Below are 23,555 nucleotides of genomic sequence, written 5' to 3' on the forward strand. Positions count from 1 at the left end.
CCGCCGGACGGGCGTAGGCCACCCGGCCCACGCCCGACAGCAAGATCAACACCTAGTCCAACCGGGTGTCGTACACCTAGATCGTGATAGTCCCCTGCCCGCCGCGGTGTCCCCGGGGCGGGCAGGGCGGTGGTGTTTGCCCCGGGCGGGCCCGGTCCGGTCCACCCCCGTGGGGCCGGGCCGGGGCCGCCCGGGGTCACGGGGTGAGCAGGCAGGCCCGGACCACCAGTGCGGCGGTGATGGCGGGCAGGGTCGGCCAGGGCAGGAGGCCGGCCGTGGCGGCGAGGGTGGCCGGGGAGAGGACGGGCAGGGCGGCGGCCAGGTGGAGGCGCAGCTGCACGTGGTGGGGCAGCCGGTGCGGGTCGGCGGGGTCCGTGGGCGTGGGGTCGGTGGGCGGGGTGGCGGTCATCATGAGCTCCGGCGGGCCTGGTCGAGGTAGGTGCGCAGCGGTGCCCAGGCGTCGGCCGGGGCGTCGGGGACGCCGGACATCGCGGCGGGTTCCTCGCGCCAGGCGGTGCGGACGGCGGCCGCGAGGGTGGTGTCGCCGCCGCTGAAGAGGCGGGAGAGTTCGTCGAGGCGTCCGGCGATGCGGCGGACCCGGGGGTCGGTGGGGTCGACCCCGGCGGTGCGCAGGGCTTCGGCGCTGCGGTAGAGCTGGGGCCATTCGACCTCCAGCAGGTAGTGGGCGGCGGGGCCGAGGGCGGCGGCGTGGTCGGCGAGGGCGTGGACCTGGTCGTCGTCGAGGTGGCGGTGCAGGACCTCCTGGGCGGCGGGGCCGGTGGGGCCGGTGGCGCCGACGGCCTGGACCAGGCGCAGCAGGTCGGCGGTGTCGGGGGTGCGTTCGGCGGTGAGTTCGGTGTGCACGTGGGCGAGGCGTTCGCGCAGCGCCTGCAGGGCGGTGAGGGAAGCGTCGGTGGCGGCCAGGTGCTCGCGCACCAGCCGGACGGGGTCGATGCCGGCGTCCAGGCAGGTGGCGATGGTGTCCAGGCCCAGGCCCAGGCGGCGCAGGGCGAGGATCTGGTAGAGGCGGACGACGTCCGGCTCGGTGTAGGCGCGGTGGCCGGAGGAGGTGCGCAGGGAAGGGCTGAGCAGGCCGATTCCGTCCCAGTGGTGCAGGGTGCGTACGGTCAGGCCGCTGGCCTCGGCGAGGGGGCCGACCTTCCACGTCTGTTCGGTGGTCATGGCACGAGCATTCCTCCTGACGCCGCGTGAGGTGCAAGCCCCCCGTGCAAGCCCGGTGGCCCTTCAGGCCGCGGTGGTGCGGGCCGGCAGCGGGTAGTCGGGCAGGTCGATGGCGTCGGCCTTGGTGAACTGGGCGGCGAGCAGGCTTCGCAGCGGCCGGCGGCTCATCCAGCGCATGGAGGCGGCGCGCAGGCGGATCATGAGGGCGGTGTCGGGGGCGTAGCCGCTCAGGCCGCCGGGCGGCAGTTCCTGGGCCCGGGCGACGTAGGGGCGCATCAGTTCCTCGTAGCGGGCGAAGGCGGTGCGGAAGTCGCCGTCGGCGGCGGCGAGTTCGCCGGCGAGCAGGTAGGCGCCGACGAGGGCGAGGCTGGTGCCGAGGCCGGTGAGGGGGCTGGGGCTGTAGCCGGCGTCGCCGAGCAGGACGACGCGGCCGCGGCTGTAGTGGTCGAGGCGGATCTGGCCGAAGGAGTCGAAGGCGAAGTCCTCGGCGGTGCGCATTCCGGCGAGCAGCCGGTCCACCTCCCAGCCGGCGCCGGCGAAGCGGTCGGCGAGCAGGCGCTTGAGGGCGGCGCTGTCGCGGCGGTCGTACGTCAGCGGGGCGGAGCGGAAGCCGAGGGAGGCCTTGACCTCGCCGGGCAGCCGGCCCGGGCGGGCGCCGGCGACCAGGCCGCCGGGGGCGTTGTACATCAGGAACCAGCTGTCGAGGTCGCGGGCGAGCGCGGGGTCGTGGACGGTGAACCAGGCGTGGTAGCCGCCGAGCGGGTGGTAGTGGCTGCTGTTGTTGCGGCCGCTGCTGCCGCCGTTGCCGAGGCTGCTGCCGCTGCCGCTGCCGTCGGGGGCTTCGAAGGCGAGGCGGCGTACGGCGGAGTGCAGGCCGTCCGCGCCGACGACCAGGGCGAAGCGGCGGGCGGGGACGTTCTCGAAGGTGACGGTGACGCCGTCGGCGTCCTCGGCGAGCGCGGTGACGGTGTCGTCCCACAGGTACTCGACGCCGTCGGTGGCCTCCCGGAGCACGTCGGCGAGGTCGCCGCGCAGGATCTCGACCTCGGAGACGATGCCCTCGCCCTCGAACAGCTCGACGGGGATCCGGGCGGTCCGGCGCCCTCGCCGGTCGACCAGGGCGACGCCGCGCTGGTCGACGCACAGCGCGCGGACGCGTTCCGTCAGGCTCATCCGCTCGACGACGGTGCGTGCGGCGCCGCGCAGGTCGACGGCCTGCCCGCCGGGGCGCGGGCCGGGGGCGCGCTCGACGACGGTGGGGTTGAAGCCGTGGCGGCGCAGCCAGTGGGCGAGGGCGGGGCCGGCGATGCCGCCGCCGGAGACGAGGATGTCGGTGTTGTCCATGGGGGCTTCCCGTCGGTGCGTGCGTACGGTGGTCGGTGGTGTCCGATGCCGACGAATGTACGCCGTACGCATGGGCTCAACAAGCCCTGTACTGCGGGAACTTGGCTTTGGTGTACTAGTACAGTAGGGCACTCGGGGCCCGGTTCCGGCGGGCTGCGGCGCCCGGCTCCGGCATCCGCGCAGGCCGGAGGCCGTCAAGGACGGCCACGGGTGCACTAGTGCGGCACGATGGCGGCATGGAGAACACTCGACAGATGGTCAGTTCCGGCTCCCCCCTCGAACCGCGGATCGGCTTCTCCCGGGCCGTGCGCAAGGGCCCGTACGTCGCGGTCGCGGGCACCGCCCCGCTCGGCGAGAACGGCACCACGGTGGGGCAGGGTGACGTCCACGCCCAGACCGCCCGCTGCCTGGACATCGCCGAAGCCGCCCTCAAGGAGGCCGGCGCCTCGCTCCGGGACGTCGTGCGCACCCGCATCATGCTCACCGACATCACGCGCTGGAAGGAGGCCGCCCGCGCCCACGGCGAACGCTTCGCGACGATCCGCCCGGCCTGCACCTTCGTGGAGGTCTCGCGCTTCCTCGACGAGCAGTGGCTGGTCGAGATCGAGGTCGACGCGGTCATCGGCTGAAGGCGGGGCGGGGCCCGGGGAGGCCGGGGCTCCCGGCCGGGGAGGGCGGGCCGGGCCTCCCGGCCGGTGGCGGGGTGCGGACCCGCCACCGGCCTTACGGCGCCCGGGACTTCGGGCCCTACCCCCGCCGCAGGGCGCCCACCACCGCCGACAGGTCCTCCTCGGCGATCGACGGGTCCGCCAGCAGCACCTCCCGGGCCGCCGCCAGGACCGGGCCGCCGCCCGCCAGGGCCAGGTCCTTCGCGGCCAGGCGCACCGGGAAGTCCGAGTCCGTGCTGTGCGCCCGGGCCACCACCCCCGCGAGCGGCCCGGCCGCCAGCACCTCCCGCGCCACCTCCGGCGGCACGCCCAACTCCCCGGCCACCGCCAGCACTTCGCCGACCACCGTGACCGAGGCCACGATCGCCCCGATCGCCACCACCTTCAGCGCCGCCCCCGCCCCCGGGCCACCGCAGCGCCGCACCCGCCCCAGCTGCTCCAGGACGGGCTGCGCGCGATCCAGGTCGGCGTCCTCGCCGCCCGCGAGGACGGTCAGGCCGCCGGTGGCCGCCGGGCCCACGCTGCCGAGCACCGGGGCGTCCACCAGGGCGACGCCGTCCGGGAGTTGCTCGCGCAGGCCGGCGGTGGCGGCCGGGCCGATCGAGGACATGTCGATCCACAGCGTGCCCGGCGCCAGCTCCGGCGTGAAGCGCCCGGCCACCTCGGCGACCGCCGCCGGGTCGGAGAGCATGGTGACGACGACGTCCGCGCCCCGCACCGCCTCCGCCGGGGTGGCGGCCTCGGTGAGGCCCCCGGCGCGGCCGGGGGAGCGGTTCCAGACGGTCAACGGGTGGCCGGCGGCGGCGAGGCGACGGGCCATCGGCAGGCCCATGCGGCCCAGCCCCAGAAAGGCGATCTTCTCCATGGCCACCACGCTAGGCAGTCCCAAGCCAGGCGACAAGCGAATGTCCGGCATGGTAACCATGCGGAATGGACATGGCTTGGCTGGACGTCTTCCGCACCGTCGCACACCTCGGCTCCTTCACCGCCGCCGGAGAGCGGCTGGGCTTCACCCAGTCCGCGATCTCCCGCCAGATCGCCACCCTGGAAAGCGAGTTGGGCACCCCGCTGTTCGACCGCCTGGCCCGCGGCGTACGGCTGACCGAGCACGGCCGCGCCCTGCTGCCGCACGCCGAAGCCATGCTCGAACGCCTCGACACCACCCGGCGCGACCTCGCCGCACTCACCGAACTCACCGCCGGACAGCTGCGGGTGGGCGCCTTCGACAGCGCCAACGCGGCCCTCGTCCCCGGCGCGCTCGCCGCCTTCCGCACCGCGCACCCGCAGGTGGCGATCAGCCTCACCGAAGGCCTCTCCGCCCACCTGCTGGAACTGCTCGGCGACGGCACGATCGACCTGGCCGTCGTCGCCTCCTACGACCAGGACGCCTACGACGCGGACCAGTTCGACGTGCGGCCGCTGCTGGAGGACCCGGTGCTGGTAGCCCTGCCACGCGGACACCGCCTGGCCGGCCGGCGCCGCCTGCGGCTGGCCGAACTCGCCGACGAACCCTGGATCGCCGCCCGCCGCCACGCCGAGACCACCCTCCTCGCCGCCTGCCTGCGCAGCGGCTTCCAGCCCCGGATCGAGTACGCGGTCGCGGCCTGGACGGCCAAACTCGGCCTGGTCGCCGCCGGCCTGGGCCCCACCCTGATCCCCTCGCTGGCCGCCCGCGCCGCCCGCCCCGACATCGCCCTCGTCCCGCTCCACCCCGACGACACCCCGGTCCGGCACGTGCACACGGTGACCCGCCGCGGGCAGCGGGTGCCGCCGGCGGTGGCGGCGTTCGCGGGGTTCCTGCGGGAGGGGGCGGGGGCGGGGGAGTAGGGGGACGGTGGGGTCGAGCCGGGTGGAGGCCAGCAGAGGACCCCCGCGCAGCCGCGCCGGGCCCGCGCCGTACGGCCGATTCGTTCAAGGCCGCCGGGCCCTTCCCGGCCTACCGTCGTAGGCATGACCTGGGTGAACGACAGCATGCTCGAACGCGCCGGCCGGTACCTGTGGACCTCGGGACGCGTCCTGGAACAGCGGCGCTTCGCCTTCCACTTCGGCGCCGGCCCCGCCGGGGAGGGCACCGACGGCGAAACGCCCGCCGGGCTGCTCGCCGCCCTGGACGCCTACGCCACCGCCGACGACGGCTACGCCTTCGGTCTCGAACCCGACGTCCGCGGCCCCGCCCCCCAGCCCATCGCGGTGCCCGCCGCCCTGCAGGTGCTGCAGGAGGCCGGCGCCCTGCACGGCGAACGGGCCCGGCGGATCTGCGACTGGCTGAGCGCCCACACCACCGCCGAGGGCGGCGTGCCCGCCGTCCTGCCCACCCTGCGCCCCTACCCGCACCCGCCGTTCCTGCCCGTCCCCGACGACCCCGGCGCCGACCTGCTGGCCACCGGACAGATCGCCGCCCCGCTGCTGCGCGCCGGCATCGACCACCCCTGGGTGGCGGCCGCCGCCGACTTCTGCCGCCGCGCCGTCGAGCGGCTGGAGCAGACCCACCCGTACGAGGCCGGCGCCGCCGTCACCTTCCTCGCCGCCGCCCCGGACCGCGACTGGGCCCGCGGCCAGGCCCGCCGCCTGGGCGAGCTGGTCCGCGAGCAGCGCATCGTCCTGCTCGACCCCGACCACCCCGAACAGGCCCGCACCGCCCCCGGCTACGCCCCGGGCGAGCACCACCTGCCGCACGACTACGCGCCCACCCCGGACAGCCCGGCCCGGCCCTGGTTCACCGACGCCGAGCTGCACCGCGGCCTGGCACACCTGGCCGCCCAGCAGCAGGACGACGGCGGCTGGCCGATCCGCTGGGCCCGCTGGTCGCCCACCATCGAGACCCAGGCCCGCCCCGGCGTCACCCTCGCCGCCCTGCTCACCCTGCGCGCCTACGACCGCGCCGCCGGGTAGGGCACCCTTCTGCGGGAGCGACCGGCCCCGCGGCAGGGTCCGCGAGCGGGCCGGTCGGGACCCGGAGCGGAGGCCTGACGCAACGCCTACTGGTGGGTGTTCTTGACGGTGGGCTGCGTCTTCTGGTTGTAGATCTCCTTGCCGTTCGCGTCGTAGGCGTGGACGTAGGGGGCCGGGGGGAAGGCGTTCGCGTCGAGGCCGGTGGAGATGGCCGCCGTGTAGGCGAACGCGCCGCCGGCCATGACGGTGGGGTACTGCGTGGGGTCGTCGCCGTAGCTGATGGTGACCTTGGCGACGTCGGGTGTGTAGTGCCCGGCGCCCAGCGAGAGGCGCTGCCCGGTGCCGGCCGGCGTGCTGAAGCTGTCGAAGAACTCGATCAGGTGACCGGTGCCCCACAGGCGATCGTTGATGAACGTCGCGGGGACGGACCTGCTGCTGCCCTTGTGGCCCTTCGACTCGCATTGCACGTACTGGCCGGCGGAGTTGACGGCGATGACCACGCCGTCGGTGTCCGGCGAGGCGACGGGAGTGCGGACCGCGATCACCGCGTGGTACTGCGACGCGTCGGAGCCCAGGCAGGAGGCCAGGATCCCGGCGACGGTCCCGGCGTCGATCGGGGCCGTCGCCGTGCTGGTGACGGTGAAAGCGGCCGGGGGAGCGGTCACGCGGGGAGCGGACGAGCCGCTGCCGGAGACCACCGGGGCGTCGGCCGATCCGGCGCCGGGGGCCGTGGCGGTGGGCGCGCCGGAGGGCTTGCCGTGGGCCGTGGGGGTGGCCGTGGGGGTGCCGGTTGCGGCAGTGGCCATTCCCCCCGCGGTCGCGACGGCTGCGGCGGTGGCGGTGGCGGCGATGAGCACGATCGGGCGGATACGCATGGATCCGTGTCCTTTCCTGCGGGCGTCCGGTTGACGCCTGCGGCCCTGTACGCCTCCCGACGCCCGGCAGGTCGTACCCCGCACACGTGATCCAGGTCATAGGCCGCGGGTGCAACCCCGGGGCGGCGCTCGTGCGTACAGGGCGGGAGGCTCCGCCCAGGACGCACGGCTCCACCGCCGCAGCCGAGGAGTTCTTCCTCGCGAGCCGCCAGTGCCGCGAGCTGACGGACAGCCCCGGAGGAGAGGCCCTTGATGACGCCACAGGAGTTCGACGCGTTCTACGCGGCGTCCTTCTCCCGCCTGACCGGGCAGCTCTACGCGCTGACCGGAAACTGGTCCGAAGCACAGGACGTGGTCCAGGAGGCGTTCATCCGCGCGTGGGACCGAAGGCGCACCTTCGACCCGGACAGCGCCCCGGAGGCATGGATCCGGACCACGGCCCGGCGGCTGGCTCTCTCCCGCTGGCGACGTCTCGCCCGGGGCCTGCACCTGGCCGGACGCCACCACCGCCACGAGCCGCCCACCGTCGAGCCGCCCACCGAGGAGCACCTGATGCTGGTCACCGCGCTCCGTGACCTGCCCGAGGCGCAGCGAGGCGCCCTGGTCCTGCACCACATGTGCGACCTCTCCGTCGAGCAGGTCGCGGCCGAGACCGGCGCCAGCGTCAGCGCCGTCAAGAGCCGCCTCGCCCGCGGCCGGACCGCGCTCGCGGCCAAACTCGCCGACCGAACCCCGACCAGCGAGGAAGGAAAGCTCCGTGTCTGACCCCATCCACGACACCCTCGCCGACCGGCTGCGGCTGCTCGGCACGCAGATGCCCGCACCGGCCCTGCCCGCTGCGGAGATCCGCCGACGCGCCGACCGGCGCCGCCACCGCCGGTACGCCCTGGGCGCGGCCGCGGCCTGCACGGCGGCAGCCGTGTGCCTGGCCCTCCCGTCCGTGCTGCACTCACCGGGACCACAACACTCACCGGGACCACGACAAGGAGCGGCCACCACAGACGCCCCCTCCGTGTCGGCTTCCCCCCACCCCCCGGCCGCTTTCACCGTCACCAGCACGGCGACGGCCCCGATCGACGCCGGGACCGTCGCCGGGATCCTGGCCTCCTGCCTGGGCTCCGACGCGTCGCAGTACCACGCGGTGATCGCGGTCCGCACTCCCGTCGCCTCGCCGGACACCGACGGCGTGGTCATCGCCGTCAACTCCGCCGACCAGTACGTGCAGTGCGAGTCGAAGGGCCCCAAGGGCCACAGCAGGTCCGTCCCCGCGACGTTCATCAACGATCGCCTGTGGGGCACCGGTCACCTGATCGAGTTCTTCGACAGCTTCAGCACGCCGGCCGGCACCGGGCAGCGCCTCTCGCTGGGCGCCGGGCACTACACACCCGACGTCGCCAAGGTCACCATCAGCTACGGCGACGACCCCACGCAGTACCCCACCGTCATGGCCGGCGGCGCGTTCGCCTACACGGCGGCCATCTCCACCGGCCTCGACGCGAACGCCTTCCCCCCGGCCCCCTACGTCCACGCCTACGACGCGAACGGCAAGGAGATCTACAACCAGAAGACGCAGCCCACGGTCAAGGGCACCCACCAGTAGGCGTCGGTGGCTGTTGTCCCAGTCCTACGGCATCGCGGGAGTGGGGTGGGCGGTGCTGCGGCCGCTACAGCGGGGCCAGGCGGGTCTTGAGCAGGCAGAACTCGTTGCCCTCCGGGTCCATCAGGACGTGCCAGTGTTCGTCCCCGGTCTGGCCGATGTCGGCCGGGCGGGCGCCGAGCTTCAGCAGGCGCTCCAGCTCGGCGTCCTGATCGCGGTCGGTGGCGTTGACGTCGATGTGCAGCCGGGACTTGCCCGGCTCCGGCGCGTCCCGGCGGCTGAGGAAGAGCGTCGGCTGCGCACCGCCGAAGCCCTCGCGCGGCCCGATCTCCATCGAGCCGTCGTCCTCGCGGCCGAGCACGACGAAGTCCAGGACCTCGCACCAGAACCGCGCCAGCACCTCGGGTTCGCGGCAACCGAGCACGAGTTCACTGATCCGACACGCCATGAAGACAACCTGCTTTCCGTACGACATCCAGAACGGCCCGGCGACCGTACCGGATGCGACGAGCAGCGGCGACCCGATTTCCGGGCCCGCCCGCCTTGACCTCAAGGAGGCTTGAAGTCCTACGGTCGATCGCACCCTGACGATCCATTGCGGGACGCGTGGAAGGAGTACGGAACATGACGATCAAGACGTACGCACCGGAGGTCATCGCCGCCCAGCCCATCGGGGCGTGGAGCGGCGAGGCCTACCGCCGGGTGGTGGGCGGCCTGCGCGAGCAGCTGGCGGTGGAGGGCCTCACCCAGCCGCACTGGTGGACGCTCAACCACGTCGCCGGCAGGCCCGGCGGCTGGAAGCGGACCACCCTGATCGAACGGCTCACCCCCTACGACGACCAGGACACCGACTTCGACGCCGTCCTCGACGACCTGATCGCCCGCGGCTGGCTGACCGAGGACGCCGACACCGCTCTCACCCTCACCGGCGACGGCGAAGCCGCCCGCCTGCGCGCCCGCGAACGCAACCTGCGCATCCACGAACGCACCCACGAGGGCATCGCCCCCGAGGACTTCGTGACCACCGTCAACGTGCTGCGTCGCATGGTGGCCAACCTGGGCGGCAATGGGAACCTCCCCGACTGACCGTTCCCCAGCCGGAGATCGTTTGTTGACGGAGGGTCAAATGCCGTACGAGGCGGGCACCCTGGGGAGTGAGACCGTGCCCGACCGTCCAGGGGGAGACCACCATGGGGCTGATCCACGCATGGCGCATGCAGAAGCTCGTCGCGGACGCCAGGACCGCGTTCAACGAGGGCGACGCCACCTTCGTCGCCGTCCTGGACATCGACTTCCGCCACCCCGGCGCGACGATGAAGAAGATCCGCAAGGAGCTCGACGTGATGATCCGCAACGTGGAGGCGGTCGGCTGGCAGTGCGTCGGCGTGCAGCCGTTTCTCTCCTCCGTCGAGATCGGCTTCATCCGCAGGTAGTGAGCGCCCGCGCCGCCCGTCCCGTGCCGATCGTCCGGCGCGGGGCGGGGCCGTGCAGGGCCGCGGGGGGCGGAGGAATTGACCCATGGAAACAGCCACCGATTGCCACATGATCACCGGTCTATTCGGCCGTAGATTGATCACATGACGACGACGAAGAACACCAACACCGCCACCGCCGCCACCGCCGCCCCGATCCTGACCCGCTGCGCCCAGGCCGAGACCTGCGCCGACCCGAGCGCCACCATGACCCTGCTCGCCGAGACCGACCCGGGCCAGGGCGGCTTCACCGTCTACCGCTCCACCTTCTCCGCGGGCGCCGCCGGAGCCCCCTCGCACTTCCACACCCGGGCCTGGGAACTGTTCTTCGTGATCAGCGGCTCCCTGGAGGTGCTGGTCGGCGAGGACGTCACCGTCCTCGGCGCGGGCGACTTCCTCGCCGTGCCCCCGAACACCCCGCACGCCTTCGCCGCCGCGCAGGGCTCCGAGGCCGACGTGCTCTTCATGTTCACCCCCGGCATGGACCGCTTCGACTACCTGCGCCTGCTGGGCAGCGTCATGCGCGGCGAGACCCCGCCGGCGGCGATCGCCGCCTCCTCCGAGCGCTTCGACAACCACTACGTCGACAGCCCCGCCTGGCGCGCCGCCCTGGAGACCCGCGCCTGAGCGGCGGGCCCGGTGGCGAGCCCGAGCGGCGGGCCACCGTGGACACCCGGCCCGTCGAGCGGCGGCGGGCCGGGTGTGGAACGGTGGAAGACCGGGGGTCCCCGGTTGCGAGAGGAGTGGCCATGTCGTCGAAGCGCCGCCGCAAGAAGAAGGCCAGGGCCAGGCGCGGGGCCAACCACGGCCGTCGCCCCCAGTGCTGAACCGCGACTGAGCGCGGCCGTCGGCGGGCTCCCCGCCGGCGGCCGCGACCGCGCTCAGAGCCGCAGAAGTCCGCTCGGAGCCGCAGAGGTCCGCTCGGAGCCGCAGAGGTCCGCTCGGAGCCTCCCGCTCAGAGCCGACCGCGCCCCGCGAAGCCGCCGCGCGGCACCACGTGGTACGTCGCGTGGTCGCGCCCGTCCGCGCCGAGGACCAGCTCCAGGACCACGCCCCGCCCGTCCGCGCGGGCCTCGCGCAGCAGCTGCGCCGGGTCGCCGTCCGGCGGGGTCCGGTCCAGGACGTGGCGCGGGTCGTCCACGACCGGGTACGGCCGCGCCGGGTCGTGGATGCCGACGCCGGGCCGCTCCCAGTGCAGCCGGGCTCCCGGGCTGAACAGCTCGGGGGAGTCCATCGCCCAGCCCTCCGGGGTCCTGCCGCCGTCGCGGTACCAGCGCAGCGCGTGCTCGACCGTCCCGCCCGCGCTCGTCCGCTGTCCGGCGGGTGACCACGCGGCCACGTTCGCCGCCCCGATCCTGGGCAGGACGGCGGTGATGTCCTCCCGGATCACGAAGTAGGCCCGCGCGTACATCCGGCAGACCATCAGCGCGCGGCCCTCGGAGGTGGTGCGGAACAGGCCGAAGGCGGACGGGGCGAGGGAGTAGTCCGAGACCAGGGTCAGCACGTGCTCGACCCCCTCCACCGCGCCCAGCGCGTCCACCACCCCCTCGATCCGCTGCCGTTCCGAGGCCCGGGCCGCCCGCGCCCGCGGCGAGGAGGCGAGGGCGCGCATCCGCCGCTCGGTGGGCCAGTGCCCGCGCACGCCCTGCAAGGCGTCGAAGAGCTTGATCAGCGGATAGAGGAGGAGCTGCAGGAAGCCTTCCACCGGCCGGGTGTCCTCTCGGGTCGCACGCACGTTTGCCCCCACACCCTGTCCGGTCGGAGCCGTGGCCCGCAATCCGCTCCGGTACTCAACTCCCCGCCGGGCCGGGCTCCCGACGCGAGCGGGCCGCCCGGAAGAAGGCGTTCGCGGCGGGCAGGAACATCAGCACGACGGCGGAGAGCACCGAACCCACGTGCAGGGCCCGGCTGGCGCCGAAGACGAGGTCCAGCGGCCCGGCCTGCGCCAGCTCCCAGCTCAGGGAACGCCCCTGGGCCAGGGCCTGGATCGGCTGGAGCACCATCGACGCCGTGCCCAGGACGCCCAGGCCCAGCGCGAGCGCGACCCGGGCCCAGTTACGGCCCCGGCGCATCTGCCGGGCGGCCAGCAGCGCGGCGGTGAAGACCGGCAGACGGATCGCGAGGCCCGCGGCGACGCCGCCCCCAGAACCCGAGGAGTCGGCGAGCATCCTGCCGACCGCCAGGACCGTCTCGAACGCGCCGGCGGCAACGGCCGTGACCCACAAGGCGAATGCGGTCCGCACCGGAGCGGGCGGTAAGGCGGCGTCGAGCGGCGCGGCGGCGGTACGGGGGTGGGCGGGGGCCAGACGTGCGGAGGGGGAGTGGGGCATCGCGGGGCCTCGGTTCGGTGACGTGGGGTCAGGGACGGTCCGTTCGGACGCCCTTGATCCTCCTCGCACGACACCGCAGGGCCCCTCCGGCAGCCCGGCGGATTCCCCGGGGGGTTGTCCCTACCCTGCCTCTGCTGCGGCGCTGGTGTGGTTCCGGCTCACCCCTCGACCGGGAACTCGCCCTCGCGGATGGCGGCGATGAATGAACCCCACGCGGCCACCAGGAACACCAGGGCCGGCCCGTCGGGGTCCTTGGAGTCACGCACGGGGATCGAGCCGGGGAGGAATCCGGGGGCCACTTCGATGCAGTTGCCGCAGTTGCCGCCGTTGCCGCCGCTGTGGCTGCTCTTGCGCCAGGTCGGCATGCTGGCTCCTCGGTGGCTGTCAGGCGGGAAGGTCGCCCGTGCGGACGGCCGTGACAAAGGCTTCCCATGCCGAGGCGGAGAAAACGAGGGCCGGGCCGTCGGGGTCCTTGGAGTCACGCACGGGGACGAGGTTGGGGAATCCGGGGGCTACCTCGATGCAGTTGCCGCCGTTGGTGCCGCTGTAGCTGCTCTTGCGCCAGGCGGCTGCGGCGAGCTCGTTGCTCATCATCTCTGAAACCCTCCAGCGCCTCGGCGATCAGCCGAAGCGAGTCGCACTCTGACAGGCATTCGCCACGGAGCCGATCATAGCGACGCTGGTGCCTGGCCACGTTGGCAGGATCACTGCTCAGATGTCCCCGGTCGAGGCTCTCCGAGTAGACCAAACGCTGCCCGTCCGGCAGCTCCAGCAACACCATAGCCGTGTCGATGACAGTCCGGCGGTTCGAAAACGGCACCACGTGAATGACGATGTTCCGAAGCTGGGACACCCGCAGGAGATGCTCCATCTGGCATCGCATCACGCCCGGCCCGCCCACGACTGAGCGGATGGCGCTCTCATCGAGGATGACGAGCAGCAGTGGCCCGTCGGGCGTGAGAAAGCGACTCTGCCGACTGAGTCGAGCCCTGGTCAGCTCCTCGATCTCCTCCGGATCATCGGCTGCGTCACCAGCGGCGAACAATGCCCGAGCGTATTGCCAGCACTGCAACAGCCCGTACATCACGCTGTCCTGGTACGCCCGCATCCCGACGGAGATGGCCTCCACGTCGGCGTACTCCTGGAACCAGTCCGGATGCTCGATCTGGGCGTTCCAGTCGACCCGGTCGTACAGGCGCATCAGCAGATCGCCGGTGTTCAACAGCCGGCTGATCTCCTCGACCTCCTCGGCCGAGGGCTTCCGCTTTCCGCCTTCGGTTCGCGAGAGCACTGTCCGGTCGCAGTGCAGGAGTTTGCTGAGGTTCGCCTGCGTGTAGCCCAGGGCTTCCCGCGCGTACTTGATCTCCTCGCCGAACATGATCGCGGAGCTGGCAGTTGTTCCCCGCCGGGTCTTTCGCTGTGTCATCACTGCCCCCAGTTGTGCTCCGCACGTTCCGCACGCGGTTTTGGGCGTCACCGTACCTCCGGGCGCCGATCATTGATACCGGAACGCGATCTTTTGCTTGCACAGCGTGACACCGCGCTCCTTTCGCACGCCCCCCTTCCGCCCCCCGAGGTACTTCGCCATGCCCGTGTCCCACCGCCCCCGCACGTTCGCCGCGCGGCTGGACTCCCGTACGGACTCCACCCCGTTCGCCCGTCACTTCCTGCGCGCCTACCTCGCCGCGCTGCCCTTCGGCGACTGCTACGCCGGCACCGCCGAGCTGCTGCTCGGCGAGCTGTTCGCCAACGCCGTCCGGCACTCCGACGCGCCCGCCGACCGGCTGGTCGAGGTCCGCTTCTCCGTGGTCGGGGACCGGTTGCGCATCGAGGTCCACGACGCCGGCTCGGGCCGTCCCTTCCTGCGCGCCGCTTCACCCGACGCCGAATGCGGGCGGGGCCTGTTCCTCGTCAACGAGCTGGCCGAGCGCTGGGGTTGCTGCCCGCGTTCCGGTGGGATCGGCAAGTTCGTCTGGGCGCTGGTCGCGCCCGATCCCGACGCCGCCCCCGACGCCGCCCCCGTCCCCGCCCTCGCGCCCGCCGCCGTCGCGGTCTGAACCGGAGGCACCCCCTCATGCGACTCGCCCTCACCGCCCGGCACCTCCTCACCGCCGGCCGTACCCCCGCCGAGGCCTACGCCGCCCTCGCCCGCCGTACCGGCGAGCCCGAGCGCTGCGCCCGCGCGGTCTGCGCCGCGCTCGACATCCCCGCCGTCGAAACGGCCCGCCGGCTCGACGAGTGCCGCGACGCCCTGTTCGCCCCGCCCCACCCCCGCCCGAACGCCGAGGCCGACACGGGCGAACTCCTCGAAGCCCTGGGCGTGTTCGACGTGCCCGTCGTCCTCGACTCCCGGGACCGGGCCGTCATCGACCTCTTCCTCGCCGCGATCGACGCCATGGGCGGCATCCGCACCGGCCACCGGCACGGCCTGGCCCGCTGGTTCACCACCGGCAACCTGACCGCCGCCTACCTCTCCCTTGCCGCCGCCCACCCGCTGCCCCGCACCGGCGACCCGGCCCGCTACTGGAGCGTCCTGGTCTCCGCCGGTGAACTCCTCACCGCAGTTCCCCGCCCGGACACCCGCCTCAAGCTCGCCCTCTCCCACTGCCGCACCCGCGCGGCCCACGCCACCCGCCCGTGAGCCGAACCTTCCGTACGGGATTCCCAACGCGCCCCAGGTGGTAGGCACTTCCACGATCATTCCGGATCGGGAACGGGGGCCGTGGCGTGCGGTGGGTCGAGTCGCTGGTGCTTCTGTTGGTCCCGCCGTTCGTGGCGGGCGTGCTCTACCAGCCCGTCATGATGCTGTTGGACATCCCGGACCTGTGGAAGGGGTGGTGGATCCCGCCGCAGATCGCCGGCTGCCTGCCACGGGCCGTCATCCCCGGCACGGCCGACATCGACAAGTACGGGCGTGACCTGCACGCGCCGGTGGGCACGGCCCCGGCGACGCTGCAGGAGCACTGGCGCCGGGGGATCCGGAGGTCCTGGGGCATCGAGATGTGGCGCCTGGTCTTCGCCGTCCTCCCCGCAGCGCTGGCCGGGACGATGGCGTTGACCGGCCTCTACATCACCGCCCGCCCGAGCAGTGCGCAGGAGGCGGAGCTCTTCCGGGGGAACATCCTGTTGACCTTCTCCTTCTGCGCCGGGCTGGGCAGCGCGGCCGTGCTGTGGGTCTACCGTTCGATGCTCCTCTACCGGCGGCGGGTCGGCGAGAGCCTTCCGCTCACCTCGGCCGTCGACCTCGCGCGGCTCCTCAGGAAGTGCCAGGAGGCCGCCGACGGGACGATCCCGCTGCTGGAACTCGACCGGCACGTCACCCGCCACACCAACCGCCTGGGCTGGTTCGCCGCGTACGGCGTCGACCGCGAGCAGCGGCGCAACGCGCTGCGTCCGCACATCGCCGGTGTGCAGCAGGCGTTGGAGCGGGAGATGTCGAACGCCCTGCGGGACGGGCCGGAGGCGGTGCCCCGGCTGGCCCGGCTGGTCGCCACCCTGCTCGACCGGTCGGTGCAGGGCCGGTGGATGGGGCTGCTGGACGAGGCGGACCTCCCCGAGGCGCCGGGCGACCTGGTCACCGCCCGCGAGGGCAGGCACGACCGCGCGGTCGTCCTGGCGGGCAGCGTCGCGGCGGTGCTCATCGTGGGCGCCGCGACGGCCGCCGACCTGCCCGCCTCGGTGGTCGCGCCGGCCGCGCTGACCGCCCTCATCGGCCCCGCCGTGATGTGGGGCAGCGAGAAGCTCGGCACCCCGCGCGAACTCCATGGCGCCGTACGGGCCGGCCTCGGCGCCCCCGCCGCCCCGCCCGGCCCGGAACCGGCCGGGAGCACCGGCGAGCCGCCCGCTCCGACTCCCGCCCCCTGACGGCCCGTTGCACGGGAAGTCGACCCCGCCGACTTCCTGTGCAAACAGTCGCCACCAATGCAGAGAGACCGCCTCGGGCCACCAAGGGCCGGGCGGTCTCTGCTGTCCGGGCGGGCCCATGCGCCAACACGGCCCGTTGCCGATGTTCCCGAGATGTTGGAGTGAACAGCGCCCCCGGGTTCCGGACCCGAAGGTCCGGGTGACGCCGCTGCAAATCGTCACATCCGGCCAGGACGGCTTACAAGTGGACGCTGCACGAACGCGCATCAATATCCGGTTTCAAATCGCTGAACTGCCCCTTTCTGGTACGGCGTTGCCGAGATCGCGGGCGGGGGCCGGGACCCCGGCGCATCAATCCGCGCGATGTTCACCGAACCGATTGGGAATCACCCGTATGCCTGACAGAGTGTTACGCCACCGGGCACCCCGAGCGACGCCAACCGCGCGAAGTGCCCGTCCGTTGGAGTGGACAGTGATATAGGAGGATCCTCGATGACGAGGAAACGGAACCGGCGTGCCCGCATCCACTGCGCGGCCGGTGCCCCGAAGCCCGCGCGCCGCCCGCGCCTGCCCCGCCCGCACCTGCCCCGGCCGTCCGCGCTCGGCGAGCCGGCCGCGGTCGTCGTCGTGGTCGTGGTGACGGTCGTCCTGGCGGCCGCGCTGGTGGCGACCGGCATGTCCGCCGGAGCAGCGCTCGAACTGGCCACCGGAGGCTGGCTGCTGGCCGCCGGACGGCGACGGGAGCGGGCCTAGCGGAAAGCGCCCGCCTGCGATGGGACGCCCAGAGAAACCGATCGAGGCGACCGAACCGGCACTGGCCCGGCTGGCCGCCTGGCTGCGCGAACAGCGCGAACGAGCCGGCCTGACGTACCGGCAGCTCGCCGATCGGACCAACTACCACGCCACCACCCTGCAGCGGGCCGCCGGAGGGCGCTCCGTGCCGAGCTGGAAGGTCGTCGAGGCCGTCGCCCGCGAATGCGACGGCGACCTCAAGACCGCCCGGCGCAAGTGGGCCCAGGCCAACTACTGGGCCCACGTGCCCCGCCCCTCGGGGAGCCGGCGGCCGCGGGCACCGCGGCGGGTCGACCCCGAGCAGGTCGACACCTTCGCCGACCTGCGCCAGGCCATGCACGAGATGCGGCGCAAGGCCGACTGGCCCTCCCTGCGGGAACTGGACCGCCGGGCCCGCGGCAGGGGCAGACGCCTGCCCGCCAGCACGCTGGCCCTGGTCCTCAAGGGCGAGGCCCCGCTGCACAAACCCGTGTTCCTCGCCTACATGGAGGCCTGCGAGGTCAGGGAGGTCCGCCGCGTGCTGTGGGCGGCGGCCTGGGAGCGGACCAACAACGCCCGCACGCCCGTCCCGGTCAACTCCCGCATGCACCACAGCGAGTTCGCCCGGGCCATGCAGTCCTCCAGCGGCGGCACCTCGACGGAGATCCTGTTCCGGCTGTGGGTGACGCTGCGCAACAGCCTCGCCGCCGAACGGCCCGACGACCCCGGCCCCCGGGCCGCGGCGGGCCGCGAAGGCACCGACGACATTCCGCCGGTGCCCGTGTGACCGGGCCCGCGGACGGAGCGCGCCACCCGCGCTCCGTCCGCGGGCCGGCACCCAGCCGCGCTCCGTGCGCGGGCCGTCCGCCGACCCGCACCCGCCCGCGCCAACCTCGGGACACCTCGGGACACCTCGGGACACCACCATGCCGACACCACCCCGCACAGCGGCCGCCCGCGGACCGACCCTGGGCCTGTGGGCGCTGCACGACCTCCACCTGCGCCACTACCTCGACTACACCGCCCTGATCCTGCCGGCCGCCGACGCGCAACTGGTCGTGCGCGACGCCTTCGAGGAACTCGGCGGCCACTGGCTCGACGCCCTGGCCACCGCCAGCCCGGCCGCGTGCGCCTGGCAGGCGGTGCGCCGCCGGGTCCGCACCCTGGCCGGACCGCGACCCTTCGGGCCGGTCGCCCACCTCACCGCCGCGCAGCAGGACGTCCTGCTGCTGCACCTGGTCCTCGACCTGACCGCCGTACAGGTCGCCGACCTCACCGGCACCGAACCCGCCGCCGTCCACGTCCAGCTCCGCGCCCTCGCCGCCCGGGCGACGGCGTGACCGGGGGCCGGGGCGCACGGGCGGTCGGGCCTCGGGACCGGCGCGCCCGCCCCACCGGTCCCCGGCGCCCGGCGCCCGGAGACCGGCCCCGGAAACGCGGACGGGGTCCGGCACCCGGGTAGGTGCCGGACCCCGTCCGACGGTGGAGCGCCAGGCCCGGATCGCACGGACTCTCCCTACTGAAAGTAGGGCGTGCTCTGGTAGCACCGCTGACGCCTGGCGAGAGGTCAGTCCCCCTCGCGACAGGAGGAACACTAGCAGCTCAGGACGGGTGCGCGAGCCGCGGGACCGTGGCCGGCGGCCCGGCCGCCGAGGGGGGCCGGGCCGCCGGCCACGGCGGGGGTCAGCAGTTGCCGGGCGCCGGCTTGCGGGCGAAGCGGTCGGCGATCCAGCCCAGGTACTCCTGCTGGGCCTCGAACGGGATCGTGTTGTGCGTGGCGCCCTGGTACGTCGTGTACTCGACCGGCTGGGAGTAGCCGCAGGCACGCCTGACGTACTGCTCGGTGGAGTGCGGGTTGATCACCGTGTCGTCGGTGCCCTGCATCACCAGCACCGGAGCCAGGGTGGGCGTGTAGCCGGGCGTGTTCTGGTAGAAGCGCTCCCGCCAGGACTGCGGCACGTCCCTGATCGGCTGGAAGAGGGTGTCCAGCTGGTGCGCATCGCCCACGTTGTTCTGGATCACGTCGGCGAAGTGCTCGATGCACGCGGTGGCGTCGCCCTGGAGGGCCTCGATCCCGGCGGGCTTGAGGACCCCGGCGGCGTCCAGCTCCGGATAGGCGGCGAGGAACCCCCGGTACAGGTTGACGCGCAGGGCCGCGTTGTGGGACTCGGAGGAGTCGCTGCGGGGGCCGGGCAGCACCTTCCCTTCGAGCTCCGGACCGATGTCCGCGGCGGGGGCCAGCGCCGCCACGCCGACCAGCTCGACCCCCCGGGCGTACCCGGACGCATCCTGGTCGACGAACAGACCGGCGCCCCCGCCCTGCGACCAGCCGAGGACGGCCGTCCGACCGCCCGCGTGCGCCGAACGGATCCGGCGGGCGGCCAGGACCGAGTCCAGCACGTTGCGGGTCTCCGTCGCCCCCACCACGTACTGGTGCACGCCGGGTGTGCCCAGGCCCTGGTAGTCGGTGGCGACCACCACGTCACCGGCGGCCAGGAAGTCGGTCAGCGCCGGGACGCCCACGTCGATCGAGTACGGGCTCCCGTAGGTGAAGTAGTCGACCAGGTTGACGGCCGGGTCCGACACGGCCGACGGCGCGCACTGGCGGGGGCCTCCCACCGTGCCGTGCGCCCAGGCCACCACGTTGCGCCCCTCACGGGGCCCCGCGCCGTCCGGCCACACCACCAGGCCGGACACCGCGACCGGAGCCCCGTCGTGCAGCGTGGAGCGGTACAGGATCCGGCAGGCGCGCGCGTGCTCCGGGGCGGGGACCCGCCGCGCCCAGATCAGATCGCCGTGCTCACCCTCCGGCAGCGGGGACGGGGGTTCGTAGAAGTCCGGGCCGTCCGGGCCGACCCGGACCCCCGGTGCGCACTGGGCGCTGTCGCCGCCGTGGCCGTCCCCGTGCCCCCGGCCGTCCCCGGCCACCGCCGCGGTCGGCTGCACCACGGACACCAGAACGAGCAGGGCGCCCGCTGCGCCGGCCCGAAGCCATGCCCTCATCCGTCGATTCCTCTCCTTGCCCGAAGTGACATCACGTCACACACTGTGACGATGCTGGCCCGGCCCGGGGAGGGCGGCAATCGCAGCAGCCGGATGGCCGAGCGGCCGTCGGGACGCCACGGGGCCGTCGGGACGCCACGGGGCCGTCGGACGTCACGGCGCCGGAAGGCCGGTGCGCGCCCGGGTGAGCCGAGCGGCGGCCCCGGGCCGTAGACGTGGACGGGCGCCACCCGCCGGAGGAGGCGCCCGACCCGGCGTCAGGAGGCGGGCATGCTCAGGTACCACGGCGCGTGGCGGATCACCGTCATCGGGCGCAACGCCGACTTCGACCAGCGGGCGGTCGTACGCGGCCCGCACGGCTCCCGGGTGCTGGCCGGGCGCGTCGGCGCGGCGCTGCAGGTCGACGGGGAGAGCTGGACGCTGTCCCTGGAACACCACTCGTGGGAGCGCGGCTGGCGGCCGAACCTGCGCACCACCCCCGGGCCGGTCACCGAACGCGACGGCGTCCGCAGCCAGCTGCTCATCAGCAACGACTGCCACTGGCCGGGCAAGCCGCTGGACTACGTCAACTTCGTGCTGCGCCTGGACCAGCCGCTCGGCCCGGCAGCCGGGTCGGTGCCCGGTTCGGCGTCCGGCCCGGTGCCCGGTCTGGGGCCCGGGCGCGTCTCCTCCCCGTGGCACCCCGTGCGGTGGGCGATCTGACGGCCGACCGGGCGCGGCCGCCGACGGATGGCGACTGGGCGTGGCCGCCGGAGGACGACGACCGGACGTGACCGCCGGCGGATGATCGGGCACGGCCAAGAGCTCGCACAGATAGGCGGCGCGGGGCCCCGACAACAAGACGGGCACAGGGGGCGACCCACCGCTGGGACAACCGCCCGAACCCCCGCCCATGAGCGCACGCTTATCTGACCGCTGCTCCGTTGCCGATGCCAGTGCCGTGGTGCTCCTGGGCGGCAAGGATCTGATCGGCGTGATCGATCGCCCACTGGCCGAGGGCGGCCAGCGGTCCGTCAGAGAGGCTGCTGCCCAACTCGGACAGCTCGTACGCCACGGAGCGGTCGCCCGGCGTGGTGATCCGTACGATCAGGCCGTTGGTGCGCAGGCGGCGCAGTGTCTGGGTGAGGACCTTGTCGCTGACGCCCGCGATTGCACCCAGAAGGTCGATCCGGCGGCGCCTGCCCGCCCGCAGCGCCATCAGCACCACCGGGTCCCAGGTGTGGGCCATCAGCTCGGCCGCCAGGCGCACCGCACAGTCGGCGGCGAAGGGCTCGCAGTGGTCGTTCACGCGTCTCTTCCTACCGGATTCGGGCCTACCGATCGGTAGGCCCGAGGTCCCTACCGTAACGAGGTATCAGGCGTTCGAGGATTGGGAGAGCAACGTGCGAATCGGAATTCTGGGCACCGGCGTGATGGCCTCGGCGCTGGCGGAGGCGTGGACGCGACGTGGACACCACGTCCTCGTCGGAGGCCGTTCACAGGACAAGGCCCAGGCGATCGCCGAGCGGCTCGGCGACGCGGTCGAGGCGGTCGACCCCGCGCAGGTGGCCAAGGCGAGCGACGCCGTGGTCGTCGCGGTGGCGTGGGAGGGGATCGACCAGGTACTCACCCTCGCCGGAGCCGACGAGGGGTCACTGGCCGGCAAAGCCGTGATCGACTGCACCAACGCAGTGGACTACGCCGACGGCCTGCTCAAGCCGCCCACCGGGTCGGCGGTAGAGCACATCGCCGAGCGAGCTGTGGGCTGCCACGTGGTCAAGGCGCTGCACCTCTTCGCGGGGACGAGCTGGCTGGCGCCGACGCCGACGGGACAGCCAAAGCGGACCGTGGCGATGTGCGGCGACGACGCTGCGGCGCTCGACATCGCCGCCGAGCTGATCCACGACCTCGGTGGCGTGCCCGCCGTGATAGGCGGACTGGAGCACGCCCGGCAGCTTGAAGATGTGGCGGGGTTCGTCATGCGGCTGGTCGCAACGGGCCACAACCCCGTCACCGCTGTGCCTGTCGTCCCTGTCGTCCCTGTCGTCGACCGGTCACAGGACTGACGACATCGCTCATCGGCATGCGCTGTGCGACGGCCAACGCTCACATCTGGCTGACTCATCGGAGGTCATGCAGCGCCGTCACGGATCGAGATCCCTGACGGACTGTGGGCCGAGATCGAGCCACTCCGGGTACGCCGCCAGCGCCATCCCGGCCGATGGCCGATCCCGGACCGTGTGGCCCTCGACCGGATCTCGCACGTACGGCCGCCATGGTGGCAGGACAGGCACGGCCTCCCCGGTGATCACAGAGCGTCGCACCTCCGTGATCACCGAGACCTGTGCCCGCGTTGCTGCCGGGTCTCCTCACGCCACCTATCTGCGCGAGCTCTAAAGTCCCAGGTGAGAACCCGTCGCGCCCGAGGAGACCACGCCATGCCGACCGACCCCACCGCCGGAGCCCCCGCCCGCCCGCAGGCCGCCCGTCCGCAGCCCGCGCGCCTGGGACTGGGCACCGCCGCCGTCGGCCGGCCCGGCTACATCACCCTCGGGCGCGACACGGACCTGCCCGCCGACCGCACCGTCGAGGCACTGCGCGAGCGCACCCACGCCCTGCTCGACGCCGCGTACGCCGCCGGGGTGCGCTACCTCGACACCGCCCGCTCCTACGGCCGCGCCGAGGAGTTCCTCGCCCAGTGGCTGGACGAACACCCCGAGGCGGCGGCCGAGGTGACGGTCGGCAGCAAGTGGGGCTACACCTACACGGCCGGCTGGCAGGCCAGCGGGGTGGCCGCACACGAGGTCAAGGAGCACTCGACGGCGGTCTTCGACCGACAGGTCCGCGAGACCCGCGCCCTGCTCGGCGACCGCCTCGACGTCTACCTCGTCCACTCCGTCGTCCCCGGCAGCCCCGCCCTCACCGACCCCGCCCTGCACGAACGGCTGGCCGCGCTCGCCGCCGACGGCGTGCGGGTGGGCCTGTCCACCAGCGGCCCCGCCCAGGGCGACACCATCCGCGAGGCCCTCGCCGTCACCGTGGCCGGCCGCCCGCTGTTCACCGCCGTCCAGGCCACCTGGAACCTGCTGGAGACCTCCGCCGCCCCCGCCCTCGCCGAGGCCCACGCGGCCGGCTGGCTCGTCGTGGTCAAGGAGGGCATGGCCAACGGCCGCCTGGCCGGCCGCAACGCCACCGGCCCCGACACCGCCGCCCTGCGCACCCTCGCCGACCGCACCGCCGCCGCCCCCGACGCCCTCGCCCTGGCCGCGGCCGCCGCCCAGCCCTGGGCCGACGTCGTCCTGTCCGGCGCCGCCACCCTCGACCAGCTCGCCTCCAACCTCACCGCTGCCGAAGCCCGGCTGACCCCGCAGGACCTCGCGGCCCTCGACGCCATGGCCGAGCCGGCCGAGGCGTACTGGCGCACCCGCTCCGAACTGCCCTGGGCCTGATCAGCGGCCGGCGACGGCAACTGCCCGTAACGGCACGACGTTTCGGTGGACCGACCTTCCCCCTTCCCGGGACGGGGGGAAGGCCGGTCGGCCGTGCGGGGGTCAGGCCTGCGGCGCGGGCGCCCGCCC

At 73.7% G+C, this 23,555-nt stretch carries 30 protein-coding genes; 17 read left to right on the top strand and 13 right to left on the bottom strand.

Annotated elements, in window-relative coordinates; translation table 11 throughout:
* Positions 1-196: 196 nt before the first annotated feature.
* From ACIGG8_RS34165 to ACIGG8_RS34175, 3 genes are all read right to left on the bottom strand, one after another.
* Positions 197-409: a hypothetical protein gene (locus ACIGG8_RS34165; RefSeq protein ID WP_396552512.1), complete on the bottom strand. Its 213-nt coding sequence runs from the start codon at positions 407-409 to the stop codon at positions 197-199.
* Positions 409-1,182, bottom strand: a complete 774-nt coding sequence (locus ACIGG8_RS34170) for a MerR family transcriptional regulator (RefSeq protein ID WP_396552513.1) — start codon at positions 1,180-1,182, stop codon at positions 409-411. Before ACIGG8_RS34170 ends, ACIGG8_RS34165 begins: the two co-directional genes overlap by 1 nt.
* A gap of 63 nt (positions 1,183-1,245) precedes the next feature.
* Positions 1,246-2,526 carry an FAD-dependent monooxygenase gene (locus ACIGG8_RS34175; protein ID WP_396552514.1) on the bottom strand — a complete coding sequence of 427 codons (1,281 nt, stop codon included), beginning with the start codon at positions 2,524-2,526 and terminating at the stop codon, positions 1,246-1,248.
* 236 nt (positions 2,527-2,762) lie between these two features.
* Between ACIGG8_RS34175 and ACIGG8_RS34180 the strand changes: the two genes are divergently transcribed.
* Positions 2,763-3,155 carry a RidA family protein gene (locus ACIGG8_RS34180; RefSeq protein ID WP_350519460.1) on the top strand — a complete coding sequence of 131 codons (393 nt, stop codon included), beginning with the start codon at positions 2,763-2,765 and terminating at the stop codon, positions 3,153-3,155.
* A 118-nt stretch (positions 3,156-3,273) separates the two neighbouring features.
* On the opposite strand, the gene ACIGG8_RS34185 is transcribed toward ACIGG8_RS34180, so the two are convergent.
* Positions 3,274-4,059: an NAD(P)-dependent oxidoreductase gene (locus ACIGG8_RS34185; RefSeq protein WP_396552515.1), complete on the bottom strand. Its 786-nt coding sequence runs from the start codon at positions 4,057-4,059 to the stop codon at positions 3,274-3,276.
* Positions 4,060-4,124: 65 nt separating this feature from the next.
* Between ACIGG8_RS34185 and ACIGG8_RS34190 the strand changes: the two genes are divergently transcribed.
* Both ACIGG8_RS34190 and ACIGG8_RS34195 read left to right on the top strand, forming a co-directional pair.
* The gene (locus tag ACIGG8_RS34190) at positions 4,125-5,021 is read left to right on the top strand and encodes a LysR family transcriptional regulator (protein WP_396552516.1); all 897 of its coding nucleotides are present in this window, start codon (positions 4,125-4,127) and stop codon (positions 5,019-5,021) included.
* A 123-nt stretch (positions 5,022-5,144) separates the two neighbouring features.
* Positions 5,145-6,086, top strand: coding sequence for a hypothetical protein (locus ACIGG8_RS34195; RefSeq protein WP_396552517.1), 942 nt, complete (start codon positions 5,145-5,147; stop codon positions 6,084-6,086).
* 86 nt (positions 6,087-6,172) lie between these two features.
* On the opposite strand, the gene ACIGG8_RS34200 is transcribed toward ACIGG8_RS34195, so the two are convergent.
* Complete coding sequence (locus tag ACIGG8_RS34200; RefSeq protein ID WP_396552518.1) at positions 6,173-6,961, bottom strand: hypothetical protein; 789 nt, start codon at positions 6,959-6,961, stop codon at positions 6,173-6,175.
* Between the two features lie 252 nt (positions 6,962-7,213).
* Here ACIGG8_RS34200 and ACIGG8_RS34205 point away from each other — a divergent pair, with 252 nt between their 5' ends.
* Positions 7,214-7,726: a SigE family RNA polymerase sigma factor gene (locus ACIGG8_RS34205; RefSeq protein ID WP_396552519.1), complete on the top strand. Its 513-nt coding sequence runs from the start codon at positions 7,214-7,216 to the stop codon at positions 7,724-7,726.
* Positions 7,719-8,561, top strand: coding sequence for a hypothetical protein (locus ACIGG8_RS34210; protein WP_396552520.1), 843 nt, complete (start codon positions 7,719-7,721; stop codon positions 8,559-8,561). The genes ACIGG8_RS34205 and ACIGG8_RS34210 overlap by 8 nt, the downstream gene beginning before the upstream one ends.
* A gap of 64 nt (positions 8,562-8,625) precedes the next feature.
* Here ACIGG8_RS34210 and ACIGG8_RS34215 read toward each other — a convergent pair whose 3' ends face one another.
* Positions 8,626-9,006 (bottom strand): VOC family protein, encoded by a 381-nt coding sequence (locus ACIGG8_RS34215; RefSeq protein WP_396552521.1) that lies wholly within the window; start codon positions 9,004-9,006, stop codon positions 8,626-8,628.
* 176 nt (positions 9,007-9,182) lie between these two features.
* Here ACIGG8_RS34215 and ACIGG8_RS34220 point away from each other — a divergent pair, with 176 nt between their 5' ends.
* The 3 genes from ACIGG8_RS34220 to ACIGG8_RS34230 all read left to right on the top strand — a co-directional run bounded on the left by ACIGG8_RS34220 (position 9,183) and on the right by ACIGG8_RS34230 (position 10,657).
* Complete coding sequence (locus tag ACIGG8_RS34220; RefSeq protein ID WP_396552522.1) at positions 9,183-9,644, top strand: MarR family transcriptional regulator; 462 nt, start codon at positions 9,183-9,185, stop codon at positions 9,642-9,644.
* A gap of 104 nt (positions 9,645-9,748) precedes the next feature.
* Positions 9,749-9,991: a hypothetical protein gene (locus tag ACIGG8_RS34225; RefSeq protein ID WP_396552523.1), complete on the top strand. Its 243-nt coding sequence runs from the start codon at positions 9,749-9,751 to the stop codon at positions 9,989-9,991.
* Between the two features lie 144 nt (positions 9,992-10,135).
* Complete coding sequence (locus ACIGG8_RS34230; RefSeq protein ID WP_396552524.1) at positions 10,136-10,657, top strand: cupin domain-containing protein; 522 nt, start codon at positions 10,136-10,138, stop codon at positions 10,655-10,657.
* A gap of 328 nt (positions 10,658-10,985) precedes the next feature.
* Here ACIGG8_RS34230 and ACIGG8_RS34235 read toward each other — a convergent pair whose 3' ends face one another.
* The 5 genes from ACIGG8_RS34235 to ACIGG8_RS34255 all read right to left on the bottom strand — a co-directional run bounded on the left by ACIGG8_RS34235 (position 10,986) and on the right by ACIGG8_RS34255 (position 13,738).
* The gene (locus tag ACIGG8_RS34235; RefSeq protein WP_396552525.1) at positions 10,986-11,765 is read right to left on the bottom strand and encodes a hypothetical protein; all 780 of its coding nucleotides are present in this window, start codon (positions 11,763-11,765) and stop codon (positions 10,986-10,988) included.
* A 55-nt stretch (positions 11,766-11,820) separates the two neighbouring features.
* Positions 11,821-12,360, bottom strand: coding sequence for a hypothetical protein (locus ACIGG8_RS34240; protein WP_396552526.1), 540 nt, complete (start codon positions 12,358-12,360; stop codon positions 11,821-11,823).
* Positions 12,361-12,518: 158 nt separating this feature from the next.
* On the bottom strand, positions 12,519-12,725 hold the full coding sequence (locus ACIGG8_RS34245) for a DUF397 domain-containing protein (RefSeq protein WP_396552527.1): 207 nt from the start codon (positions 12,723-12,725) through the stop codon (positions 12,519-12,521).
* A 19-nt stretch (positions 12,726-12,744) separates the two neighbouring features.
* The gene (locus tag ACIGG8_RS34250) at positions 12,745-12,882 is read right to left on the bottom strand and encodes a DUF397 domain-containing protein (RefSeq protein ID WP_396552572.1); all 138 of its coding nucleotides are present in this window, start codon (positions 12,880-12,882) and stop codon (positions 12,745-12,747) included.
* On the bottom strand, positions 12,839-13,738 hold the full coding sequence (locus ACIGG8_RS34255) for a Scr1 family TA system antitoxin-like transcriptional regulator (RefSeq protein ID WP_396552528.1): 900 nt from the start codon (positions 13,736-13,738) through the stop codon (positions 12,839-12,841). The genes ACIGG8_RS34250 and ACIGG8_RS34255 overlap by 44 nt, the downstream gene beginning before the upstream one ends.
* 208 nt (positions 13,739-13,946) lie before the next feature.
* Between ACIGG8_RS34255 and ACIGG8_RS34260 the strand changes: the two genes are divergently transcribed.
* The 6 genes from ACIGG8_RS34260 (at position 13,947) to ACIGG8_RS34285 (ending at position 18,335) form a co-directional block, all read left to right on the top strand.
* A complete protein-coding gene (locus ACIGG8_RS34260; RefSeq protein WP_396552529.1) occupies positions 13,947-14,417 on the top strand; it encodes an ATP-binding protein in 471 nt (156 codons plus the stop codon).
* 17 nt (positions 14,418-14,434) lie between these two features.
* Positions 14,435-15,001, top strand: coding sequence for a hypothetical protein (locus ACIGG8_RS34265; RefSeq protein WP_396552530.1), 567 nt, complete (start codon positions 14,435-14,437; stop codon positions 14,999-15,001).
* A 107-nt stretch (positions 15,002-15,108) separates the two neighbouring features.
* Positions 15,109-16,224, top strand: coding sequence for a hypothetical protein (locus ACIGG8_RS34270; RefSeq protein ID WP_396552531.1), 1,116 nt, complete (start codon positions 15,109-15,111; stop codon positions 16,222-16,224).
* A 492-nt stretch (positions 16,225-16,716) separates the two neighbouring features.
* Complete coding sequence (locus ACIGG8_RS34275) at positions 16,717-16,977, top strand: hypothetical protein (protein WP_396552532.1); 261 nt, start codon at positions 16,717-16,719, stop codon at positions 16,975-16,977.
* Between the two features lie 19 nt (positions 16,978-16,996).
* Positions 16,997-17,782 (top strand): helix-turn-helix domain-containing protein, encoded by a 786-nt coding sequence (locus tag ACIGG8_RS34280; RefSeq protein ID WP_396552533.1) that lies wholly within the window; start codon positions 16,997-16,999, stop codon positions 17,780-17,782.
* A gap of 139 nt (positions 17,783-17,921) precedes the next feature.
* Entirely contained in the window at positions 17,922-18,335 is a 414-nt protein-coding gene (locus ACIGG8_RS34285; RefSeq protein ID WP_396552534.1) for a hypothetical protein, read from the top strand.
* A 343-nt stretch (positions 18,336-18,678) separates the two neighbouring features.
* Here ACIGG8_RS34285 and ACIGG8_RS34290 read toward each other — a convergent pair whose 3' ends face one another.
* Positions 18,679-19,998, bottom strand: coding sequence for a lipase family protein (locus tag ACIGG8_RS34290; RefSeq protein WP_396552535.1), 1,320 nt, complete (start codon positions 19,996-19,998; stop codon positions 18,679-18,681).
* A gap of 270 nt (positions 19,999-20,268) precedes the next feature.
* Between ACIGG8_RS34290 and ACIGG8_RS34295 the strand changes: the two genes are divergently transcribed.
* Positions 20,269-20,700 carry a hypothetical protein gene (locus tag ACIGG8_RS34295; RefSeq protein WP_396552536.1) on the top strand — a complete coding sequence of 144 codons (432 nt, stop codon included), beginning with the start codon at positions 20,269-20,271 and terminating at the stop codon, positions 20,698-20,700.
* Positions 20,701-20,902: 202 nt separating this feature from the next.
* Here ACIGG8_RS34295 and ACIGG8_RS34300 read toward each other — a convergent pair whose 3' ends face one another.
* Positions 20,903-21,286: a winged helix-turn-helix transcriptional regulator gene (locus tag ACIGG8_RS34300; protein ID WP_396552537.1), complete on the bottom strand. Its 384-nt coding sequence runs from the start codon at positions 21,284-21,286 to the stop codon at positions 20,903-20,905.
* A 94-nt stretch (positions 21,287-21,380) separates the two neighbouring features.
* Between ACIGG8_RS34300 and ACIGG8_RS34305 the strand changes: the two genes are divergently transcribed.
* Together ACIGG8_RS34305 and ACIGG8_RS34310 are read left to right on the top strand one after the other, a co-directional pair.
* Positions 21,381-22,043 (top strand): NADPH-dependent F420 reductase, encoded by a 663-nt coding sequence (locus ACIGG8_RS34305; protein ID WP_396552538.1) that lies wholly within the window; start codon positions 21,381-21,383, stop codon positions 22,041-22,043.
* Positions 22,044-22,415: 372 nt separating this feature from the next.
* Positions 22,416-23,426, top strand: a complete 1,011-nt coding sequence (locus ACIGG8_RS34310; RefSeq protein ID WP_396552539.1) for an aldo/keto reductase — start codon at positions 22,416-22,418, stop codon at positions 23,424-23,426.
* The last annotated feature ends 129 nt before the right edge of the window (positions 23,427-23,555 follow it).

Origin of the sequence: Kitasatospora sp. NPDC085464 (assembly GCF_044541955.1) — a bacterium.
In the GTDB taxonomy this organism is placed as follows: domain Bacteria; phylum Actinomycetota; class Actinomycetes; order Streptomycetales; family Streptomycetaceae; genus Kitasatospora.

Coding starts and splice junctions, on each gene's coding strand:
- ACIGG8_RS34165 (WP_396552512.1), bottom strand. CDS start 409: ATGACCGCCACCCCGCCCACCGACCCCACGCCCACGGACCCCGCCGAC.
- ACIGG8_RS34170 (WP_396552513.1), bottom strand. CDS start 1,182: ATGACCACCGAACAGACGTGGAAGGTCGGCCCCCTCGCCGAGGCCAGC.
- ACIGG8_RS34175 (WP_396552514.1), bottom strand. CDS start 2,526: ATGGACAACACCGACATCCTCGTCTCCGGCGGCGGCATCGCCGGCCCC.
- ACIGG8_RS34180 (WP_350519460.1), top strand. CDS start 2,763: ATGGAGAACACTCGACAGATGGTCAGTTCCGGCTCCCCCCTCGAACCG.
- ACIGG8_RS34185 (WP_396552515.1), bottom strand. CDS start 4,059: ATGGAGAAGATCGCCTTTCTGGGGCTGGGCCGCATGGGCCTGCCGATG.
- ACIGG8_RS34190 (WP_396552516.1), top strand. CDS start 4,125: ATGGACATGGCTTGGCTGGACGTCTTCCGCACCGTCGCACACCTCGGC.
- ACIGG8_RS34195 (WP_396552517.1), top strand. CDS start 5,145: ATGACCTGGGTGAACGACAGCATGCTCGAACGCGCCGGCCGGTACCTG.
- ACIGG8_RS34200 (WP_396552518.1), bottom strand. CDS start 6,961: ATGCGTATCCGCCCGATCGTGCTCATCGCCGCCACCGCCACCGCCGCA.
- ACIGG8_RS34205 (WP_396552519.1), top strand. CDS start 7,214: ATGACGCCACAGGAGTTCGACGCGTTCTACGCGGCGTCCTTCTCCCGC.
- ACIGG8_RS34215 (WP_396552521.1), bottom strand. CDS start 9,006: ATGGCGTGTCGGATCAGTGAACTCGTGCTCGGTTGCCGCGAACCCGAG.
- ACIGG8_RS34220 (WP_396552522.1), top strand. CDS start 9,183: ATGACGATCAAGACGTACGCACCGGAGGTCATCGCCGCCCAGCCCATC.
- ACIGG8_RS34225 (WP_396552523.1), top strand. CDS start 9,749: ATGGGGCTGATCCACGCATGGCGCATGCAGAAGCTCGTCGCGGACGCC.
- ACIGG8_RS34230 (WP_396552524.1), top strand. CDS start 10,136: ATGACGACGACGAAGAACACCAACACCGCCACCGCCGCCACCGCCGCC.
- ACIGG8_RS34240 (WP_396552526.1), bottom strand. CDS start 12,360: ATGCCCCACTCCCCCTCCGCACGTCTGGCCCCCGCCCACCCCCGTACC.
- ACIGG8_RS34245 (WP_396552527.1), bottom strand. CDS start 12,725: ATGCCGACCTGGCGCAAGAGCAGCCACAGCGGCGGCAACGGCGGCAAC.
- ACIGG8_RS34255 (WP_396552528.1), bottom strand. CDS start 13,738: ATGTTCGGCGAGGAGATCAAGTACGCGCGGGAAGCCCTGGGCTACACG.
- ACIGG8_RS34260 (WP_396552529.1), top strand. CDS start 13,947: ATGCCCGTGTCCCACCGCCCCCGCACGTTCGCCGCGCGGCTGGACTCC.
- ACIGG8_RS34265 (WP_396552530.1), top strand. CDS start 14,435: ATGCGACTCGCCCTCACCGCCCGGCACCTCCTCACCGCCGGCCGTACC.
- ACIGG8_RS34275 (WP_396552532.1), top strand. CDS start 16,717: ATGACGAGGAAACGGAACCGGCGTGCCCGCATCCACTGCGCGGCCGGT.
- ACIGG8_RS34280 (WP_396552533.1), top strand. CDS start 16,997: ATGGGACGCCCAGAGAAACCGATCGAGGCGACCGAACCGGCACTGGCC.
- ACIGG8_RS34285 (WP_396552534.1), top strand. CDS start 17,922: ATGCCGACACCACCCCGCACAGCGGCCGCCCGCGGACCGACCCTGGGC.
- ACIGG8_RS34290 (WP_396552535.1), bottom strand. CDS start 19,998: ATGAGGGCATGGCTTCGGGCCGGCGCAGCGGGCGCCCTGCTCGTTCTG.
- ACIGG8_RS34295 (WP_396552536.1), top strand. CDS start 20,269: ATGCTCAGGTACCACGGCGCGTGGCGGATCACCGTCATCGGGCGCAAC.
- ACIGG8_RS34310 (WP_396552539.1), top strand. CDS start 22,416: ATGCCGACCGACCCCACCGCCGGAGCCCCCGCCCGCCCGCAGGCCGCC.